We start from the raw sequence: 19,781 nt of genomic DNA, 5'->3' as shown, positions 1-19,781 counted from the left end.
CTGTCGTACCAATTCAAACAGGTTGTATGACTAATCAAAAGGGAACCCATTGTGAAAACACTAAATCGTCGCGATTTTCCCGGTGCACAGTATCCAGAACGTATCATTCAGTTTGGTGAAGGTAACTTCCTGCGCGCCTTTGTTGACTGGCAAATTGATCTCCTGAATGAACACACCGATCTGAATTCTGGCGTGGTCATTGTTCGTCCGATTGAAACTTCATTCCCGCCGTCACTGAGCACTCAGGATGGTTTGTATACCACCATTATTCGTGGCCTGAATGAGAAGGGCGAAGCGGTAAGCGATGCGCGTCTGATTCGTTCTGTAAACCGTGAAATCAGCGTCTACAGTGAATACGATGAATTCCTGAAGCTGGCGCACAATCCGGAAATGCGCTTTGTTTTCTCTAACACCACCGAAGCAGGCATCAGCTACCATGCGGGCGACAAATTTGATGATGCGCCAGCGGTAAGCTATCCCGCAAAACTGACTCGCCTGTTGTTCGAACGTTTTAGCCAGTTCAACGGTGCGCTGGATAAAGGTTGGATCATCATCCCGTGTGAACTGATCGACTATAACGGCGATGCGCTGCGTGAACTGGTTCTGCGCTACGCACAAGAGTGGGCGCTACCAGAGGCGTTTATTCAATGGCTGGATCAGGCTAACAGCTTCTGTTCTACGCTGGTGGACCGTATCGTTACCGGTTATCCGCGTGATGAAGTGGCGAAGCTGGAAGAAGAACTCGGTTATCACGATGGTTTCCTCGATACCGCTGAACACTTTTACCTGTTTGTGATTCAGGGGCCGAAATCTTTAGCATCAGAACTACGTCTGGACAAATATCCGCTCAATGTATTGATTGTCGATGATATTAAGCCATACAAAGAGCGTAAGGTTGCAATCCTCAACGGTGCGCATACGGCGTTAGTGCCAGTGGCGTTCCAGGCAGGGCTGGATACTGTAGGCGAAGCGATGAATGATGCAGAAATCTGCGCATTCGTTGAAAAAGCTATCTATGAAGAGATTATTCCAGTACTGGATTTGCCGCGTGACGAACTGGAATCTTTCGCCAGTGCGGTAACCGGGCGTTTCCGTAACCCGTATATCAAACATCAGTTGCTTTCCATCGCGCTCAACGGTATGACCAAGTTCCGTACCCGAATTCTGCCGCAGTTGTTGGCAGGTCAGAAGGCGACCGGCAAACTTCCGGCGCGCCTCACTTTTGCCCTGGCGGCGTTGATTGCGTTCTATCGCGGTGAGCGTAACGGTGAAACGTATCCGGTACAGGATGATGCTCACTGGCTGGAGCGTTATCAGCAACTCTGGAGCCAGCATCGTGAGCGTATCATCGACACCCAGGAGCTGGTCGCTATTGTGCTGGCAGAAAAAGATCACTGGGAGCAGAACCTGACGCAAGTGCCTGGTCTGGTAGAGCAGGTTGCCAATGACCTGGATTCCATTCTGGAAAAAGGCATGCGCGAAGCTGTACGTCCGTTGTGCTAAATAGCTACGCAAAAAAGTAGAATCATTTAAAGAGAACTCAGTCCGGTTGTGTGATTTGACCAATCAGCAAACATCATAAATCACCAACCGGACCGAGCGATACGGAAGAGCTGTCGATCTGAAAACGAAGGGCTTCTTATGGGGGCAAACTTCCTGAAGTCATGTGGTTTTTTGCCAGATGGTGCTACGCTTATCCAACCTGTAAGGGCAAAACCAAAATTCAGACTGCTTCATTCTGTGAAAACAGATCTATTTTAATTAGAATTCCCGCTTGTCAGAGGGCTCATGATTTATCGGCCCTCAAAAAATTAACAAGGAATAAGTGGGAGTAATAAATGGATTTTAGTCGCCTGTTATGTGTTGTCTGCCTTCTTGGCTCGCCATGTTTTTCTTCTTTCGCCACTGCGCGTGAGCCTCTATCGCAACTCCCGAAAACTGCTTCTATCAACCCGCAATGGGAAGGGCGCTACACGTTGAGGCTGGAAGGGGAGACGCTTAATGATGGCAGCACAGTTTCACGCACCTGGGACATCAAAATCGATCCTGTATCGTCAACGGCGAATATCGATATCACAACATGGCATGCTCCATATTCGTGTCGGGGGGACTATGTCGTGCAGGATACGGGCGCAACGTTACTGTTTACCCATCGCGATGAGCATGAGGAATGTATTTATTCAGCCCCCCAGTTTGAGATGAAAAAACAAAGCGACGGCTTTTATGTTAAGGGCAAGATGTTTGATGGGGATGAGAATCAGTGGCAGCGACTGGTGAAGAGAAACCCACGTGTTGATGCCCTGATTCAAAAACTGGATAGATCATCCTGGAAGTATGAATCGGTGACTGCAGGGATTGTCAACGGGGAGTCCGGGCATCCCGAATCGTTTTATAAACAAACATTTGGTGATAAACCCATCTCAGTTATGGGCAATGAAGTAAGATTCAGTGATGACTGTCGTCTCTCTTTCAGCCCCTATTTTCAGAAACCGATTAATTATTACCATAGCGCTAAATCTGTTGAGTTCTATACCGCACTTTTTACCCCTGCGGGAATACAAATGCCGGAAGAACTGACACTGCTGGCAACGAAGTCATCGTCGGGCGAGTGCATTATAGACAAACCCGAGTTTATTTATTTGGGTAACAAACTGGCCTTTTTCTATGAAGATAAGATGGTTATCTATTCCCGTGTTGATGGGGCTACAGCCGCTAAATCTGTAATTGAGAAGTGTGAATCTGTGCCACAAAACAGTGATGAATATCACTCACAAACACGCTGTTTTTATCCCGCAATGTCCCTTGAAGAAACGTATAAGCGCTATAACAGTGAAAATCTGGTACCCACATTGAAGCCGGGTGAGGATTTTGTAATAGAAAAACTGGGGGACACGGACTCTGTTGAATATACCTGGGACGGCAGCCAGGTGTTAAAGATTAAGCAAAATTTTCCTGGCGGTATAACCGAGTTTTTGTTTGTCGCAGATAAGTCGGGTACCACCGTAACCAAAAACGACTACCCGGATTAGCGCTTATAGTTAGCAGGGCCATTGGTTGGCCGGATAAGGCGTTTACGCCGCATCCGGCATGAACAAAGTACACTTAGCCAATAACGGCGTAATCTCTGAACCCGTGTTCGATCGTTTTTTACCGAGACGCATTAGTTACAACATCCTATGTGCTTTTTACATAACCAGGTGCCAAATGTCAAACCTGTAAACGTTGTAGCTTTGTAGGCTATTTGTGAATTGATGCTTGAGAACGTGATCGCAATCACGTTTAATAGGGCGACTTTTCCACGCCTGAAGATAACCATGATTGTTCGTCCACAACAACACTGGCTGCGCCGTATTTTTGTCTGGCACGGTTCAGTATTATCCAAGATATCCTCACGCTTACTACTCAATTTTCTCTTTTCTATCGCCGTTATTTTCATGCTGCCCTGGTACACGCATTTGGGCATCAAATTCACTCTCGCGCCGTTCAGCATTCTGGGTGTCGCCATCGCCATCTTTTTGGGCTTTCGTAATAACGCGGGGTATGCCCGTTATGTTGAAGCACGCAAACTTTGGGGGCAGTTGATGATTGCTTCACGGTCATTATTGCGTGAGGTAAAAACGACTTTGCCAGACTCAGCAAGCGTAAAGGAGTTTGCCCAACTTCAAATCGCCTTCGCCCATTGTTTACGGATGACGTTACGTAAACAGCCACAGGCAGAGGTGCTGGCGCATTATCTCAATGCCGAAGATCTTCAGCGTGTACTGGCTTCTAACTCTCCAGCTAACCGTATTTTGTTGATAATGGGGGAGTGGTTGGCGGTTCAGCGACGCAATGGACAGCTTTCGGACATTCTGTTTATTAGCCTCAACGAGCGGCTTAATGATATTTCAGCGGTTCTGGCAGGCTGCGAGCGTATTGCCTATACGCCAATTCCCTTTGCCTACACACTGATTTTGCATCGTACCGTTTATCTGTTTTGTATCATGCTGCCGTTCGCGCTGGTCGTGGACCTGCATTACATGACGCCTTTTATCTCTGTGCTGATTTCCTACACCTTTATTTCGCTGGATTGTCTCGCGGAAGAACTTGAAGATCCGTTCGGTACAGAAAATAACGATTTACCACTGGATGCCATCTGCAACGCCATTGAAATTGACCTGTTACAGATGAACGATGAAGCAGAAATTCCAGCGAAGATTCTTCCCGATCGCCATTACCAACTGACGTAACAATTACTCTATACGCCGGGCAACAATAAACAGTCGCGGAAATGCCAGCAGTATCTGCCCGTTCTCCTGGAGTGGATACTGTTCTTCCAGCATCTGATGGTAGCGAGTAAGAAAATGCTGCTGTTCGCTCTCGGTCAGATCCTGCAACCACGGGCGTAATCCGGTGGCGGTCACCCAGTCAATAATCGCCTGATGCGACGGCATCTGGTGATAATAAGTGGTTCGCCAGATATCAACCTCGCATCCGGCTTCGCTCAGAATATCGTAATAAGCATGAACACCTGCCAGCGGTTCACGCCCGCGATCCGGATAGTTTTGCTCCCAGGCGACTTCGCGCATTAGCACATGGGTCGGCTCCAGCCAGTTATCTGGCATCTGTACCGCCAACACGCCACGCAGTTTAAGTAACGAAACCAGATGAGGAAACAGCTCGTAGTGGTCAGGCAGCCACTGCAGCGAAGCATTGGCGAAAATCAGATCGAGCGCCTGTTCCGGTTGCCAGTTACGGATGTTTGCTTCCATAAATTGACATTCCGGAAGAGCACTGCGCGCTTCGGCAATCATCGCCGGGGACGAATCGATGCCAGTTATCTTCGCTGCCGGCCAACGATGATGCAAAAGGGCGGTGCTGTTACCAGGCCCGCAGCCCAGATCGGCAACATATTCGGCGTTCTCCAGCGGAACTCTGGCAAGCAACTCCACCGCCGGACGCGAGCGTTCAGCAGCGAAGTGCAGATATAAAGAGGGGTTCCAGTCAGACATTTTTATACTCCCGTCAGCGCGTTACCCCAAGTGTAGATAAATCTGATGAATTCGCCTCACGGCATCAATCCATTGAACACGCGTTTTTTACGCGGCCCGGTCATTAGTGGTTCAAGTTTCTCGACACAGGTTTTGTAGTGGGGCGTAGTTTTATGGAACGCCACTGCATCTTCATCTTTATAGGCTTCGTAGATATAAAAGCGCGAATTTACTTCCGGGTCCTGTAAGACATCGAAGCGCAAATTGCCTTCTTCCTGTACCGAGCCCAGATGATTCTGGCGAAAGACTTCGATGAACTCGTCAACCTTGTCTTCATGAACGTTAATTTCAACCAGTGTGACGTGCATAATTCTTCTCCTTAATCCGCAGTTACTGTTTTTCACTCAGATAGAGTTCATATGCCCGATCAGCCGTTTCGTTATGGTGAACCACCGCCTGTACGGCTTTCATCATTGCCACCGGATGGTCAGACTGGAAAATATTGCGTCCCATATCCACGCCAGATGCGCCCTGATCGATAGCCTGCCAGCACATTTCCAGCGCCTCACGCTCCGGTAATTTTTTGCCGCCAGCAATAACAATCGGCACCGGACATCCAGCAACAATCCGTTCAAAACCTTTATCGACATAATAGGTTTTAATAATCTGCGCCCCCATTTCAGCGGCGATTCGGGTCGCGAGAGAGAAATAACGCTGATCGCGCACCATATCTTTACCCACGCCAGTCACAGCCATGGTCGGCATTCCCACTTTCATTCCGGCATCGACCAGTTGAATAATATTTTTGATCGACTGATGTTCATATTCGCTGCCGATATAAACCTGCGCCGCCACCGCGCAACTGTTTAGCCGTACGGCGTCATCCATCGATAATGCCACCGCCTCATTGCTTAATTCCGCCAGAATAGAGTTTGCACCTGACGCCCGTAGCACCACCGGTTTATTGGTTGCCGGAGGCACTACGCTGCGCAAAATACCGCGTGTACACATCAATACATCGGCATGTTCAAACAGCGGGGCAATATTAATATCGATACGTTCAAGCCCGGTAGTCGGCCCCTGAAAATAACCATGATCAAAGGCCAGCATCACGGTTTTACCCGTTTTCGGATTAAATATCCGCGATAAGCGTGACTGCATTCCCCAGTCCAGCGCACCGCAACCTTTGAGGGTAAAAGGGATATTTTGTTGCGGTTGGTCGGTGCGAAAATCTTTACCATCTTTAATGTCATCTAAATCTGCCATAACTTACTCCGGTTAAGTAATGCCCATCAGAAATCGTATTTGCCGATATTCTCTTTATTGAAAACCACGCGCTCCGGTAACAGTACAATGCCATTACCATCCGCTTCGTAGTCATAGCCCTGAACCCTATTTGGCGAGACTTCCACTTGACCTACGCCCTGAATATCCAGCTTGTCGCCAGTTTTCATTGCACCTTTTTTCAATAATGCATCCGCGACATATACCGAAATTTTGCCTTGCTGCACCACATCCCACAGGCCAAATTCTTTCACCGTGCCGCGTTCTACATACGGGCGCATTACGTTTGGCGTGCTAAATCCCACAATTGCAACTTTGTCATTTTTCAGGTTTTCAGCGGCTTGCGCGGCGGCGGGCAGGGCGTTGGCATCGGGGGCAATGATGGCGTCGAGATCGCTATAGGCTTTTAATATCCCTTCGGCGGTTTGTAATGACTTGGTGGCATCGTTATAGCCAAACTGCGTAGTGACGATTTCCCAGCCTGGATGCTCTTTGGCGATTTTCGCTTTCGCTTCTTTCACCCACTGGTTTTGGTCAGTAACGGTGGGGCTGGAGTAGAAAAACGCAATTTTGGCTTTGTCTTTATTCACCTGGCGCGCCGCCATATCAACCAACATGCCACCCAACTGCGCTGGTGTTCCCTGGTTAATGTAGTAAGAACGGCACTCCGGTTTGGTGTCCGAATCCCAGGTTAGTACTTTCACTCCACGCTGCATGGCACGTTTCAGTGCCGGGCATAAACCATCTGGCGAAACGGCAGAAACAATAATGGCGTTATACCCCTGGTTGACGAAGTTATTGATCAACTGTACCTGACCAGAAACACTGGGTTCTGTCGGCCCGTCGTAGGTCACATCAACACCCAACTCTTTACCGGCTTGTTGGGCACCATTACCGCCACTGGTAAAAAATCCCACACCAACCAGTTTGGGAATAAAAGCAATACGCTCTGCGGCCTGCGCATTTATAGAGATTGCCGCAATGCCAAGGGCGCTAAGTAAGGCGATGTTCTTAAGGCGATGAAGTGTCATGAAGATATCCTTTATGGCTATGGATTATTGGCCCGGCGCGCCAGCCACTCTTTAATTTGCTGGCGATGCAGGCTAACGGAACGACCAACGACAACGACGATAAGCAGCGCACCGGAAAGGGCGCTGGACACCTGATTTGGCACTCCTGCCATTTGCAAACCTTGTTGCAAATATCCCACTAATAAAACTGCAATAGCGGTGCCGATAATCGAACCGGAACCACCATAAATATTGGCACCACCAAGCACCACGGCGGTGATGGCGGGCATCAGAAACGACGCACCGAGATCGGAACGCGCAGAACCAAAATACGAAACCAGCAGCACGGCGGCGACCGCAGACGCCAGACCCGTCATGGCATAGAGCGCGCATAAGGTACGGTTAACCGGAATCGCGCTATAAAGCGCCACACGTGGACTTTGTCCAATCAAAAACACATTACGTCCGGCATGGGTTTTATGCAGCCACAGCCAGAAAACGATGAGACATATCAGAAAGATAATCAGTGGAATGGGGATGCCCAGCACGGTGAGGTTAGCGAAATCAGTAAACGCCATCGGGAATCCGCCAATACCTTCGTACCCCGTCGCCCCCGCCATCCCGGAAAGCAGCAGGGCGCTTCCGGCAAACAGATACAGCGTGCCAAGCGTAATCACCAGCGGGTTGACTTTGGTATAGATGATTAATCCGGCGTTAATCAGCCCACACAATGCGCCGAGCAGTAACGTCAGGATAATCGCCAACGGAATCGGCACGCCGCCTTGAAACAATACACCCAATGCGATGGCGCACAGGCCGATGGTTGAACCAAACGAAATATCGATCCCGCCACTGACAATCACCATCGTCAGTGGCAGGGCGACAATGCCAATACAGATAAAATCACTGGTACTGAACAGCAACACGTTGAGATCTAACATCCGCGGGTTAATTACGCCAAAAGCGACAATCTCAATGACTAATAGCGCAGCGAGTGCCAGTTCCCAACCATAACGAATATGCATCACGCGGCCTCCCGTTTTTTACCTGACGACGCGGGTTTAACGGCTGGCGGTGGCGTCATAAAACGAGCATATTTTTGCCGCCGCAGATTACGTTCCAGCGCGCAACGCAGGCGCCCATCAAACACCAGCACTGCCAGCAGAACCAGGCCAGCGATGAAATCATTCCACCATGCAGGAATTCGCAACAGCACCAGTACGCTATCGATCTGCGTCAGGAACCAGGCACCGAGTACTGCGCCGATGATCGCGCCGGAACCGCCGAGCAAACTAATGCCGCCAAGCACGCAGGCAGCGATAGCTTTCATCTCCAGCCCGGTGCCGGTCTGATTAGGGATAAAACCAATCTGCGAAGCAAACACAATTCCCGCCAGCGCCGCCATGCAGCCATTCAACGAAAACGCCACAACCCGAATGGCTTCCGTACGAACGCCCAGTTGACGAGCCCCCTGCAAATTATCACCCGTGGCATAAAAACTGCGTCCAAACGCCGTCTTTGCCAACAGCCAGGCCATAAATGCCACCAGAATTAGCGTCAACCAACCAATAGCCGAAACGCCAAACAGCAGCGGGACGGAGAGCTGTTTCAGTTCGGCGGGTAACCCTTCAATCCATTTACCGCCGGTCCAGAGCAACATAATGCCCCTGTACAATCCTAAAGTGCCGAGCGTGGCGACAATGGCTGGGATCTTTAGCCACGCCACCAGTACACCGTTGAAAAATCCCGCAAGCAAGCCGAGCAGTAACGTCGCGACACAAGCAACAGGCAGTGAATACCCCGCGTTCAGTAACATCCCCAACAGCACCGCGCACATTCCGGTAATCGAACCCACTGAAACATCAATATTGCGCGTCAGCATCACCAGCGTCGCGCCCATTGCCAGTAGGATCAGAATTTGCGCGCTGCTATAAACCATTGTCAGCGTTTGCAAACTTAAATACTGACGGTCGAGAAAACCGGGTAATACAAACAGCAGCGCCGTTATCTCTCGGTTATTCTGGATAAGTTTCAGCATGCTGCCTCCTTGCGCTGACTATCACCGAAGGCGACGCGCATAATGGTATCGACATTAATATCGCGCCCGGTCAGCGCAGAATGGGCAATTTCACCCTGATGCATCACATACACGCGGTCAGCCATCAGTTCGATCTCTTCCAGATCGGAGGAAATAAGTAGCACCGCCACATTTTGTGCGGCGATACTGCGCAGCAGCTGGTAAATATCATTACGCGCCGAGACGTCGACGCCGCGCGTCGGTTCATCAACAATCAATACTTGCGGTGAGGCCTCCAGACATTTGGCAATCAGGATTTTTTGCTGATTGCCACCGGATAATGTCCGTACAGCTTGTGCAGGTTGGTTAAATTTAATGTTCAGCGCCCGACGATATCGTTCCAGCGTGGCGTTATCTTTCGCGGTTTTTGCCCAGAATCCGCGTTGATTATGGGTGAGGGCGCAGACGTTCCACACCAGCGAAGCATCGAGATTCAGTCCTGAGGACTGGCGATCTTCTGGTAGATAAACCAGACCGTGATGCAAACGTTCTCCGGTGGATAATTTATTGACCTCTTTTTCATTCAGCATGATGCGCCCACCACGCAAAGGCCGCAGACCATATAACGTTTCCGCCAGTTCCGTACGCCCGGCACCTACTAGTCCAGCCAGGCCAAGAATTTCTCCGGCATTGAGCGTAAAACTGACATTCATAAAACCTTCGCCAGTCAGATTTTCGAGTACCAGTACCGATGTTCCGGCTGCATGTTGTGGGCGATTACCGGGTAACTCCAGCCATAACTTTTGACTGGCTGAGAGGGATTTTTCCCGCGTTGCTGGCGTGATGGCCTGAATGATGTCGTCGGTAGACAGCTCGTTAGTTTTGCCACTTAACGCGATAATTCCGTCGCGCATCACGCTAATACGATCGGCAATCTGGCGAATTTCCGGCAATTTATGTGAGATAAAAACAATACCCACGCCAGTGGCGAGCAGTTCCCGCAAGCGGCTAAACAAGCGTTCGGTTTCCGCAGGGGTAAGCGACGCTGTAGGTTCATCGAGAATAAGAATTTGCGAGTCGCGCATCAGACCGCGCAATATTTCCACCATTTGGCGGTCGGCAACATCCAGTGAGCCCGCCAGACTATGGAGATCAAACTGGCAGCCCAGTGCCGCCAGCAAGTTATTCATCTTTTGCATGGAGATCTGTTTTTTTGCCAGACCAAACAGAATGTTTTCTTTTATCGACAGACTGGGAAAGAGCAACGGTTCCTGGGGAACGAGATAAATCCCCAGTTGGTGAGCATGTACAGGCGTTAATCTGGCGTAGCTATTGCCACCAATCTCCAGCGTGCCGCTATCAGCGGGCGTAATACCGGCGATGATTTTCATTAGCGTCGATTTACCCGCGCCGTTACCGCCGAGCAGGGCGTGGACCTCACCTTGATGCAACGTAAAATCGATGCCTTTCAGGACATTAACGCCGGAATACTGTTTATAAACCGAGCGGGCGCAAAGTAGCGGTAACGCGCAGATATCACTCGTTTGCATATTTTCCCCCGTTCAGTTCTGTAGGTGAGTTTTGAACAAATGTATTTTTGCTTTTAATTTGTTCATAACCTTAGGTGGCTATTGCGCATAATTCCGACGAATAGATCACAATTTATGCTATTTTGATTTTTATGGTTGCGTTTGTTCATTGCTGTTTGACCAAACTGTGGTGGCTATCACAGATATAAGCGTGCAATAACTGAACAATTGCATTAAAGATTTAAATATGTTCAAAGTGAAGAATGAATTATGACAATCAATGATTCGGCAATTTCAGAACAGGGAATGTGTGAAGAAGAACAGGTCGCGCGGATCGCGTGGTTTTACTATCACGACGGGCTAACCCAGAGCGAGATCAGCGATCGCCTCGGGCTAACGCGTTTGAAAGTGTCGCGGTTACTGGAGAAAGGGCATCAGTCCGGCATTATTCGCGTGCAGATTAATTCTCGCTTTGAAGGCTGTCTGGAATATGAAACGCAATTACGTCACCAGTTTTCATTACAGCATGTCCGGGTGATCCCTGGACTCGCAGATGCTGATGTCGGCGGGCGCTTAGGAATCGGCGCAGCCCATATGTTGATGGGATTGCTCCAGCCACAGCAAATGCTGGCGATTGGCTTTGGCGAGGCAACGATGAACACGCTGCAACGCTTAAGTGGTTTTATTTCGTCACAGCAAATTCGCCTGGTAACACTCTCCGGTGGCGTCGGCTCTTATATGACAGGCATCGGGCAACTTAACGCAGCGTGCAGCGTTAACATAATTCCGGCGCCATTACGGGCATCTTCGGCTGAAATTGCCCGAACGCTGAAAAATGAAAACTGCGTCAAAGATGTCCTGTTAGCCGCGCAAGCTGCGGATGTGGCAATTGTCGGTATTGGCGCCGTGAATCAAAAAGAGGATGCGACTATTATTCGCTCCGGTTATATCAGCCAGGGCGAACAGTTAATGATTGGCCGAAAAGGGGCCATTGGCGATATTTTAGGTTACTTTTTTGACGCAAAAGGTGACGTTGTCACGGATGTCAAAATACATAACGAACTGATTGGCTTACCTTTAACCGCGATGACAACCATTCCAATTAGAGTAGGTGTGGCAGGGGGAGAAAACAAAGCCGAAGCGATCGCCGCTGCGATGAAGGGCGGTTACATCAACGCACTGGTTACCGACCAGGATACTGCTGCTGCAATTTTGCGTGGTTAATTTTGCATGACCTTATTACCGGGAACGATGGAGAACGTATAGAGGAACAGACAGAACGCTTAAGCCGAGGACAATCTAATGGCTCGACTCTTTACCCCTTCAGAATCAAAGCATTACCTGATGGCGCTAGACGCAGGCACTGGAAGTATCCGGGCTGTGATTTTCGACCTGGAAGGCAATCAAATCGCAGTGGGACAGGCGGAGTGGCGGCATCTGGCAGTACCTGATGTTCCCGGTTCAATGGAATTTGATCTGAATAAGAACTGGCAACTGGCGTGTGAATGTATGCGCCAGGCGTTACATAATTCTGGTATCGCGCCGGAATACATTGCTGCCGTTTCGGCATGTTCGATGCGCGAAGGTATTGTTTTATATAACAATGAAGGAACACCGATCTGGGCCTGCGCCAATGTGGATGCCAGAGCGGCGCGGGAAGTCAGCGAACTTAAAGAACTGCATAACAATACCTTTGAAAACGAAGTGTATCGCGCGACTGGACAAACGCTGGCATTAAGCGCTATTCCCAGATTACTTTGGCTGGCGCATCATCGTTCCGATATCTACCGACAGGCGTCGACCATTACCATGATCAGCGACTGGCTGGCCTATATGTTAAGTGGGGAACTGGCGGTAGATCCGTCTAACGCTGGCACCACAGGACTTCTCGATCTAACCACCCGTGACTGGAAACCTGCATTGCTGGATATGGCCGGACTGCGGGCCGATATTCTTTCTCCTGTCAAAGAAACCGGCACATTACTTGGCGTTGTGAGCACGGACGCTGCGGACCTTTGCGGTCTGAAGGCTGGCACTGCGGTGGTTGTGGGAGGAGGGGACGTGCAACTCGGTTGCCTGGGATTAGGCGTTGTGCGTCCGGCACAAACCGCTGTTCTTGGCGGAACGTTCTGGCAGCAAGTAGTGAACTTAGCCGCAACAGCGACCGATCCGGAAATGAACGTGCGCGTCAATCCTCACGTTATTCCTGGCATGGTACAAGCTGAATCTATTAGCTTTTTTACCGGACTCACCATGCGCTGGTTCCGCGATGCCTTTTGTGCCGAAGAAAAATTAATTGCCGAACGTTTAGGTATCGATACTTACACACTGCTTGAAGAGATGGCCAGCCGGGTACCGCCAGGATCGTGGGGCGTGATGCCGATATTCTCCGACAGAATGCGCTTTAAAACCTGGTATCACGCTGCGCCTTCCTTTATTAACTTGTCCATTGATCCGGATAAATGTAACAAAGCGACGTTGTTCCGTGCACTGGAAGAAAATGCGGCGATTGTGTCGGCATGTAATTTGCAGCAAATTGCTGATTTTTCAAATATTCATCCCACATCGTTGGTTTTTGCTGGCGGAGGTTCAAAAGGGAAATTATGGAGTCAAATTCTCGCTGATGTCACAGGATTACCCGTCAACATTCCGGTGGTCAAAGAAGCCACCGCATTAGGGTGTGCCATTGCAGCTGGCGTCGGTGCCGGGATTTTTTCATCCATGGCAGAAACCGGAGAACGCCTGGTGCGCTGGGAACGGACGCACACATCAGACCCGGAAAAGCATGAGCTTTATCAGGATTCACGCAATAAGTGGCAGGCTGTTTATCAGGATCAGCTAGGGCTTGTTGATCACGGACTGACGACATCGTTATGGAAAGCGCCAGGATTGTAGTGACATGATGAAAGCCACATTCTTATGGGTGTGGCTGCCAGGCTTCAGAGTTTGAAGACTCAGACGAGCAATGGCGACTGCAAAGATCGCTGTGGTGAAACTGTAGCGCAGACATGTCTATTTGGTCAGGATTGGTCAGAGACGGACATTAGGATATTGCAGCTACAATCTTGGTGCGCATAATGTATATTATGTTAAATAGCCTACGATGGTAAACAACTTCATAAATCTCCATTGCCTTTCACGAAATCAACAGGTTAACGATTTCTAACATCCCTCCCATTTCTTGCGTTAGGTGTAGAGTACATTTACTTCATGTCCGCATCAACAATGAGGTTATCTATGTACTCGCTCAACCAACTAGTTGCCATCAACCACAAACGGCAATGGATTCTGATGGACACGGAAACCTGCTTACCGTTGTTGTACCCACTCAGATATCACATCGATCATTTGGCTTTTCGTTCATTGTCCACGCAGTCTGCTTCGCTGCAGGCCGTTAAGTTCTTTTACGAATTTTGGTTGCAGAAACACGGCGTCACGTTTTGCTATAGCTTCTATGCTTCTGGCCACAACCCGTGCATTGCTATTGAGGAAATGTCGGCATTTTCTCACTATCTGGAGAATGGTCGCGTAAGCCAATCAAATTTATTGGCATTCACTCCAGTCTCCACTTCCCATAGTTTTATCAACGCAGCGCGATTTCGTGCAGTAGCGCAGTTTATTGCTTTTTTGATTAACACGTATGTATCGCCGGTATATCGGGATGATTCTCCCAAAGCATTATCACTCCAGGCTTCCCGGTTACATACTCGCCTGCGCTTTTGTCGTGACAGTTATCGAGCGTTAACACCGGGAAAGCATTCTAACCATCGTCATATCCATCAGGGGTTTCAGAGTATGAACCGTGAAATGGTGATCAGTCTGTACACGATTATTGCTCCCTGCTCTAGCCAAAAATATAACCCATTAAATCCCTTCCCCACCAGAAACACCCAGTTTCGCAACTTTTTGATTATTCGCCTGTTACTGAATTATGGATTGCGAATAGGTGAATTATTGCTGTTGGAATGCAATTCTATAAAATCAAATATAAAAAAGGATAAGTTTAGTTTGATTGTAACTACAACTGATGAAAACATGACCCCAGAAGATGTGCACCTTCTCTTAAAAATGTATGGGCAAATCGTGTATTAGAGCTTGATAAGCAGGATTATAATTTCCTAAAAATTTATATAGAAAAAGTGCGTCCTAAAACCGACAGCCACGACTTTATATTTACATCGAGCCAAGGTGTAGGTAAACCATTATCTTATACTGCAGTTCATTCGATGTTTTCAAAAATTGATGACGTATTGAGTAAAAAATTCCCCGAATACAAATCACATTCGTACTTTGACGCACTACAACGTTTAACTCCGCATGTAACCCGACATACCTGGGCTTACCTGACCCTGCAAAAAATCTATCATATAAAATATTTAAAAAGCAAATCAACAAGAAAATACGCTTCTATTGCTCTCCCTGACACGGGATTGATGGAAGAAGCCAAGGAAGAATTGCGCCTAATGGGTGGATGGAGTCCGAAAAGCCAAATGCCTGATTTTTATGCAAGGCGGTTTCTATCCGAGCGGGCCAATACAGCAAACACCCAGCGCATTGCTCAGGATAATATTGATCTGAGTGAAATGCTTAGTATTGTAATGGAGGTATGTAATAATGAGCCACAATAAAAATGTACTTGTTTCTGATAATGGAGCATCAATCTATCCTTCTGAATTAATGAATTTTATCTGTCACCTAAAAATTCCTGAGCGAATTTATCTAAAAACAGCAAGAGAATTTGACGACCGATATATCATCAACGCAGTAAATAAATGGACTTTCGATTATTCTGGCAGTCGTCGTTACCTATGCTTTAAACAGGATGAGGTATCAAATCAACTAACTAAATATTTTTGTTTCAAATATGCGTCAACAAGATTTCCAACACATCTTCCGTTGTTGTTGCTTGATTGGACATATGCTATTGATTACTGTAGAAGTCATGGCGGTTTTTCTTTCACTGTGTTACTCAGTTTTCTGGAAAAAGTCATTATCCACCGCAGAACCTTTTATTCAATATCATTCGGCCTAAAAATCCTCTGCGCCGAAGACTTCCCCGGCTTCACCATCGACGATTACGAAGAACTTGAATTCATCCCTCATCCGCATTCCCGCGACTGGGGCATCTATCAGGAAATCGATAATATCCTTGATCCACTCGAAAAAAACATGATCAGTGCAGGACTGTTTGAAATGGCTGCGGCGATTCGGCATGGCGAAAACTACAGTCTCAGTACTTTGCGAAATGCGGCTATTCTGGGACTGACTTATGTCACCGGTGCCCGCCCTGTTCAGCTAGCCAGGCTGGCGACAAAAGATTTGCGCATTGATACCCGAAATCCAGAAACCGGACTGATTCGATACAGCGTACTTCTGCCCTATGCCAAGCAGCGGCGCGTGACGCCCGAGCGTCTGTTTTTGGCAATTCCGCCGGAAATCGGCGCGTTGATCATGCACTATATTGCGCGAGCGCAACTAAAACCTGATGGCAAGCTATTTGAATTTAGTCACTCTGCACCGTTTTATGTGTCCAGGTCGATTAACCAGGTCATCCTTAGTTTCAGTCCGCCAGATTATCAGGCCGCCGTAGCGCGTGGCGAAGCGGCTCTACCAATTATTACGCCGACCGACTTGCGCCACAACGTGGGGCACTCACTGGCTATGCAAGGGGTCAGCGCCGAGGAAATCGCGCATATTCTGGGACATACCTCCCTTACTGTTGCCAAGTATTACATTTTGGCGACACCTGCGCTGGCACTGATTCGAGCCAAAGCGTTGGGTACCAATCCGGTATGGCAAAATATGGTAGCTATGATGTTGACTGGTGAACTGACCTCTTCAACGAAATGGCAAGGCCAGCGCGTGGTCGGCATAATCGGTGATCAGTTGCATGATGGGATTGGTGGTTGCTCCAGAGATAATGGCGACTGCCCGTTCAGTGAAGTACGCTGCTGCTACGGCTGCCTGTATTATCGCCCCTTTACTGATGGTGACCATCAGGCTGTGCTGGAGAGTGTAGTTAAAGAAGTCGATGAATTGATCTCCATTTCAGACAGTGTTGGTAACGCCCGCAATCCACTTATTTCCATCCATGAAACCACACAATTTGAAATTCAATCCGTGATTGCCCGTTGCCGCTTTCGTCAGGAAAAAGGCGGTGTGCGATGAAAAAATATTTTGCGCAGTTTCACGCCTTTATCACCGAGCAGCAAAGCTGGTTTGAACAGCATCTGGCGACAGACTTCGAGCAGTCATGGGATGATCCTGTCTGGGTCTGCGGCAGCAATGGTAGTGGCTGGTTACGTGGTAATGGCAAAAATAAATTACGCTTTGATGAAATCAGCCGTACCAAAGGTATTGAGGGGCGCCATGCAGTGGCAGAAGACTATGCCCGGTTTATGAAAGCCCTGCTGGTACTAGTGTATCGGAGGCGAAATCGTAGCATATCCCCAGCGGTGGCTGTGGCAACGCTGATGATTTTGAAGCGCTGGTACCACTCGCTATTTGAGATGTCCGGGCAAACTCACCCAGTGTATCTAACCACCGGGGTAATTCAACGGTCAATGGATAGCCTCAGCGCAGCTTCGTCTCCAGGGGATCCCAATACCGCCAATTACAAAGGACGCTGTGTCAGTCTGCAAAAAATGGTTAATCACCAGTCATTCACGCTGGTGACACTGCAATATGTGTCTGATGCACAATATACCAATCAAACCAACCTGACCCGCAAAGCCCGGGAAACCATGGCTCTGAAACAGCAGGACAAGCTGACAGATACCACTACCGATGGTGAAGAGGCGTTGATTACCATTCGCGGTTTTCTGAACATCGTCGAATTAATCCAGCGGGTGGAAAGTGATGCTGAGAAAATTGCGTTAAATTGCCTGTTGTTATTGGTTATCACCGGCTTTCGCTCCATTGAAGCGTTTAATCTCAGACAGGATGCGCTGTTTAAACGCCAGATTGATGATCCGGCAATCCGCAAGCGGTTTCAGGACAAGGGATTACCCGATTATTTCCTTGGTATCCGTTATATTGGTGTCAAAGGTGCTGGGGAGCGAACGCATTGGGTAGAACCGCTGGCTGTACCGCTGGTCGAGAGTATATTCAGTTCCGTTAAAATATTGACCGCACCAAAACGCAGTCATCTGACCTATCTACGGGAGAAATCTTTTACTGATTACCTGCCACAGGCCATCAGCGCCCTACCCGGTGAACAAGTTGAACTGGATGATGTGGTGACGTACATCACACAAACCGCCTCAAGTTTTCGTGGCCGGGCAGGACAACGAGACAAAACATCCAAAGCCCTCAACAAACGAGGTGTGCTGCCCGTTCTAGAAATGCCAGGGCCGAAAAACAGCAAATCTATCTATTATTCCAAGACTGACCTTAATCATTACATCAAGACCGAATTTGGCCTGACGGATGCCAACGAACCCTGTACGCACGCCTGGATGGAAAATGGCAAACGTTACGAAGTTAACTACGAAGACCTGTTATTTCTACATGAGAAGGGTTCGCTGGCATTAAAGCGCACACTGGCTTTGCTGGCTATACCGATACCATTCACTAACACACTTATGAATAAATTTTTAGGCAATGTTGAGCCTGATGGATCAGTATTCAGCAAATATCAATTACTGGAAGAGAATGGTACCCCCACCCGGATGCGTACCCACATTCCCCGGCACAACATTAATACCTTTCTTGCTATTGCGGATATCTCTGACCACTTACAGGCAATGTTGATGGGGCGAGTGGACATCACGCAGAATCAGCACTATCAACATCTGGCGCTTGCAGAACGGCGAAAAGCAGCCTCGTTGGTGCCCTTGCAGCCGATATCGACAGCACTAACTGCCGCGCCCTCTTCGTCCTCCATTGCTACGCCACTGGAAATCGTCAAACGGACCGGCCAACTGGCGGTCACGAAACACATGACTTTGGACAATACCATCAAAGCCAACCTGCATACTTTTGACGATCGGGATGATGTAGCCAAGTTTGTCGAGGCGTCATTTGCTGACGGCTTCTTTGAAGATGTTGCTGCCGCCTTTGAAGAAATCCGCGACGCAGAAGGACCAGAGCAAGCCTCTGCCATGGTGGCAAGACATGCCGTGCTGTATCCGCTGAAATTTGGCTCCTGTATGCGGGAAGTTAACCTCTGGGGATGTCCTTATCGACTGAAATGTCAGAGTGCTGCCTTTTGTGAACATTTCACGCTGACAGGCCGGATAGATGAGCTACCCAATCTGATTGCCAAAAAACAGGTGTTACAGCAAGCACATTCGAAGTTGACCCAACTAACACAACATCAGCCTGACTACCAAACCAGACTGGCCGACATCGAACGACGGTTACAGCAACTCGAGGCAATACAAGCACAATGGCAGCGTCGTGCCAAGACTCAACAACTGGTTGCTGCGGAGAGTGTGTTGTCTGGTGGAGTAATCACCGAGGGCAAAGTCCGTACACTGGCCCAGCTTTTTGCACTTGAACAACAACAATTGATGCAGGAGAACGACTGATGCGCGGCAAGGAACTGGACACACTGATCGAGCACGAATTACAACTGATGCTGGTTGAAGGCTTTGACAAGTCCCCTATTTCCGCCAAGGCCCTGCATATTCGGCTCAAGGCAAAAGGTATCGTTAACGGTGGTTTAAGTACGCTGAGCAGCCTTGAGCGAAAACGCCTAATTGCTGCCTATGTTGATCAGCAACTTGGCCCATTGAATCTACGCCCAAAAGAAAAACAGCAATACGTCAACCGCAAAACCCGTCAGGCCTTGCTGGCCAGAAACCAACAGTTGCAGGCGGAAGTCAGTGAGCTGCGAGACCAGCTGGCGCAGAATACCCTGTCGTTGATAGAAATTGTCAAAGCGGTAAAAATCAATACAGTTATTCCGGTGGAAAGTCTGTTGGCTAAACATGTAATTCGGGAGTTACACAAGTCGTTATAATGCTGA

At 48.7% G+C, this 19,781-nt stretch carries 15 protein-coding genes and 1 pseudogene; 9 read left to right on the top strand and 7 right to left on the bottom strand.

All coding sequences use genetic code 11. From position 1 onward, the window contains the following. Nucleotides 1–51: 51 nt before the first annotated feature. The 3 genes from uxaB to H9644_RS02935 all read left to right on the top strand — a co-directional run bounded on the left by uxaB (nucleotide 52) and on the right by H9644_RS02935 (nucleotide 4,229). The gene (gene uxaB, locus H9644_RS02945; protein ID WP_064529955.1) at nucleotides 52–1,503 is read left to right on the top strand and encodes a tagaturonate reductase; all 1,452 of its coding nucleotides are present in this window, start codon (nucleotides 52–54) and stop codon (nucleotides 1,501–1,503) included. Between the two features lie 335 nt (nucleotides 1,504–1,838). Then, the gene (locus H9644_RS02940; RefSeq protein ID WP_064529954.1) at nucleotides 1,839–3,029 is read left to right on the top strand and encodes a hypothetical protein; all 1,191 of its coding nucleotides are present in this window, start codon (nucleotides 1,839–1,841) and stop codon (nucleotides 3,027–3,029) included. 285 nt (nucleotides 3,030–3,314) lie between these two features. Beyond that, on the top strand, nucleotides 3,315–4,229 hold the full coding sequence (locus H9644_RS02935; protein ID WP_064529953.1) for a bestrophin family protein: 915 nt from the start codon (nucleotides 3,315–3,317) through the stop codon (nucleotides 4,227–4,229). Between the two features lie 3 nt (nucleotides 4,230–4,232). Here the strand turns inward: H9644_RS02935 and tam are convergent, their stop codons facing one another. The 7 genes from tam to lsrA are packed head-to-tail and all read right to left on the bottom strand — an operon-like array spanning nucleotide 4,233 to nucleotide 10,831. Further along, complete coding sequence (tam, locus tag H9644_RS02930) at nucleotides 4,233–4,991, bottom strand: trans-aconitate 2-methyltransferase (protein WP_191773088.1); 759 nt, start codon at nucleotides 4,989–4,991, stop codon at nucleotides 4,233–4,235. Nucleotides 4,992–5,047: 56 nt separating this feature from the next. Further along, nucleotides 5,048–5,338, bottom strand: a complete 291-nt coding sequence (gene lsrG, locus H9644_RS02925) for a (4S)-4-hydroxy-5-phosphonooxypentane-2,3-dione isomerase (protein ID WP_064529951.1) — start codon at nucleotides 5,336–5,338, stop codon at nucleotides 5,048–5,050. A 22-nt stretch (nucleotides 5,339–5,360) separates the two neighbouring features. Further along, a complete protein-coding gene (lsrF, locus tag H9644_RS02920) occupies nucleotides 5,361–6,236 on the bottom strand; it encodes a 3-hydroxy-5-phosphonooxypentane-2,4-dione thiolase (RefSeq protein ID WP_000774178.1) in 876 nt (291 codons plus the stop codon). Nucleotides 6,237–6,262: 26 nt separating this feature from the next. Then, nucleotides 6,263–7,285 carry an autoinducer 2 ABC transporter substrate-binding protein LsrB gene (gene lsrB / locus H9644_RS02915; protein ID WP_191773085.1) on the bottom strand — a complete coding sequence of 341 codons (1,023 nt, stop codon included), beginning with the start codon at nucleotides 7,283–7,285 and terminating at the stop codon, nucleotides 6,263–6,265. Between the two features lie 17 nt (nucleotides 7,286–7,302). Further along, complete coding sequence (gene lsrD / locus H9644_RS02910) at nucleotides 7,303–8,289, bottom strand: autoinducer 2 ABC transporter permease LsrD (RefSeq protein WP_191773671.1); 987 nt, start codon at nucleotides 8,287–8,289, stop codon at nucleotides 7,303–7,305. Further along, nucleotides 8,289–9,302, bottom strand: coding sequence for an autoinducer 2 ABC transporter permease LsrC (gene lsrC, locus H9644_RS02905; RefSeq protein ID WP_191773081.1), 1,014 nt, complete (start codon nucleotides 9,300–9,302; stop codon nucleotides 8,289–8,291). Before lsrC ends, lsrD begins: the two co-directional genes overlap by 1 nt. Further along, on the bottom strand, nucleotides 9,296–10,831 hold the full coding sequence (lsrA, locus tag H9644_RS02900; RefSeq protein WP_191773078.1) for an autoinducer 2 ABC transporter ATP-binding protein LsrA: 1,536 nt from the start codon (nucleotides 10,829–10,831) through the stop codon (nucleotides 9,296–9,298). The genes lsrC and lsrA overlap by 7 nt, the downstream gene beginning before the upstream one ends. 249 nt (nucleotides 10,832–11,080) lie before the next feature. Here lsrA and lsrR point away from each other — a divergent pair, with 249 nt between their 5' ends. From lsrR to H9644_RS02870, 6 genes and pseudogenes are all read left to right on the top strand, one after another. Then, a complete protein-coding gene (gene lsrR, locus H9644_RS02895) occupies nucleotides 11,081–12,034 on the top strand; it encodes a transcriptional regulator LsrR (RefSeq protein WP_191773075.1) in 954 nt (317 codons plus the stop codon). Between the two features lie 78 nt (nucleotides 12,035–12,112). Next, nucleotides 12,113–13,705, top strand: coding sequence for an autoinducer-2 kinase (gene lsrK, locus H9644_RS02890; RefSeq protein ID WP_191773072.1), 1,593 nt, complete (start codon nucleotides 12,113–12,115; stop codon nucleotides 13,703–13,705). A 342-nt stretch (nucleotides 13,706–14,047) separates the two neighbouring features. Next, a pseudogene (locus tag H9644_RS21890) lies at nucleotides 14,048–15,438 on the top strand (site-specific integrase). A 49-nt stretch (nucleotides 15,439–15,487) separates the two neighbouring features. Beyond that, nucleotides 15,488–16,978: a site-specific integrase gene (locus H9644_RS02880; protein ID WP_375374241.1), complete on the top strand. Its 1,491-nt coding sequence runs from the start codon at nucleotides 15,488–15,490 to the stop codon at nucleotides 16,976–16,978. Then, nucleotides 16,975–19,341: a hypothetical protein gene (locus H9644_RS02875; RefSeq protein ID WP_191773069.1), complete on the top strand. Its 2,367-nt coding sequence runs from the start codon at nucleotides 16,975–16,977 to the stop codon at nucleotides 19,339–19,341. Before H9644_RS02880 ends, H9644_RS02875 begins: the two co-directional genes overlap by 4 nt. Then, nucleotides 19,341–19,775 (top strand): hypothetical protein, encoded by a 435-nt coding sequence (locus H9644_RS02870; RefSeq protein ID WP_077884466.1) that lies wholly within the window; start codon nucleotides 19,341–19,343, stop codon nucleotides 19,773–19,775. Before H9644_RS02875 ends, H9644_RS02870 begins: the two co-directional genes overlap by 1 nt. Nucleotides 19,776–19,781 lie beyond the last annotated feature (6 nt).

Source organism: Escherichia whittamii (assembly GCF_014836715.1).
Classification (GTDB): domain Bacteria; phylum Pseudomonadota; class Gammaproteobacteria; order Enterobacterales; family Enterobacteriaceae; genus Escherichia; species Escherichia whittamii.
This window is presented reverse-complemented; position numbering and strand designations above follow the sequence as displayed.

Excerpts from the sequence above, each read along its gene's own strand:
- lsrF (WP_000774178.1), bottom strand. The coding sequence starts at position 6,236 with ATGGCAGATTTAGATGACATTAAAGATGGTAAAGATTTTCGCACCGAC.
- lsrG (WP_064529951.1), bottom strand. The coding sequence starts at position 5,338 with ATGCACGTCACACTGGTTGAAATTAACGTTCATGAAGACAAGGTTGAC.
- H9644_RS02880 (WP_375374241.1), top strand. The coding sequence starts at position 15,488 with ATGAATTTTATCTGTCACCTAAAAATTCCTGAGCGAATTTATCTAAAA.
- H9644_RS02870 (WP_077884466.1), top strand. The coding sequence starts at position 19,341 with ATGCGCGGCAAGGAACTGGACACACTGATCGAGCACGAATTACAACTG.
- H9644_RS02940 (WP_064529954.1), top strand. The coding sequence starts at position 1,839 with ATGGATTTTAGTCGCCTGTTATGTGTTGTCTGCCTTCTTGGCTCGCCA.
- H9644_RS02935 (WP_064529953.1), top strand. The coding sequence starts at position 3,315 with ATGATTGTTCGTCCACAACAACACTGGCTGCGCCGTATTTTTGTCTGG.
- lsrA (WP_191773078.1), bottom strand. The coding sequence starts at position 10,831 with ATGCAAACGAGTGATATCTGCGCGTTACCGCTACTTTGCGCCCGCTCG.
- lsrR (WP_191773075.1), top strand. The coding sequence starts at position 11,081 with ATGACAATCAATGATTCGGCAATTTCAGAACAGGGAATGTGTGAAGAA.
- lsrC (WP_191773081.1), bottom strand. The coding sequence starts at position 9,302 with ATGCTGAAACTTATCCAGAATAACCGAGAGATAACGGCGCTGCTGTTT.
- lsrD (WP_191773671.1), bottom strand. The coding sequence starts at position 8,289 with ATGCATATTCGTTATGGTTGGGAACTGGCACTCGCTGCGCTATTAGTC.
- tam (WP_191773088.1), bottom strand. The coding sequence starts at position 4,991 with ATGTCTGACTGGAACCCCTCTTTATATCTGCACTTCGCTGCTGAACGC.
- H9644_RS02875 (WP_191773069.1), top strand. The coding sequence starts at position 16,975 with ATGAAAAAATATTTTGCGCAGTTTCACGCCTTTATCACCGAGCAGCAA.
- lsrB (WP_191773085.1), bottom strand. The coding sequence starts at position 7,285 with ATGACACTTCATCGCCTTAAGAACATCGCCTTACTTAGCGCCCTTGGC.
- lsrK (WP_191773072.1), top strand. The coding sequence starts at position 12,113 with ATGGCTCGACTCTTTACCCCTTCAGAATCAAAGCATTACCTGATGGCG.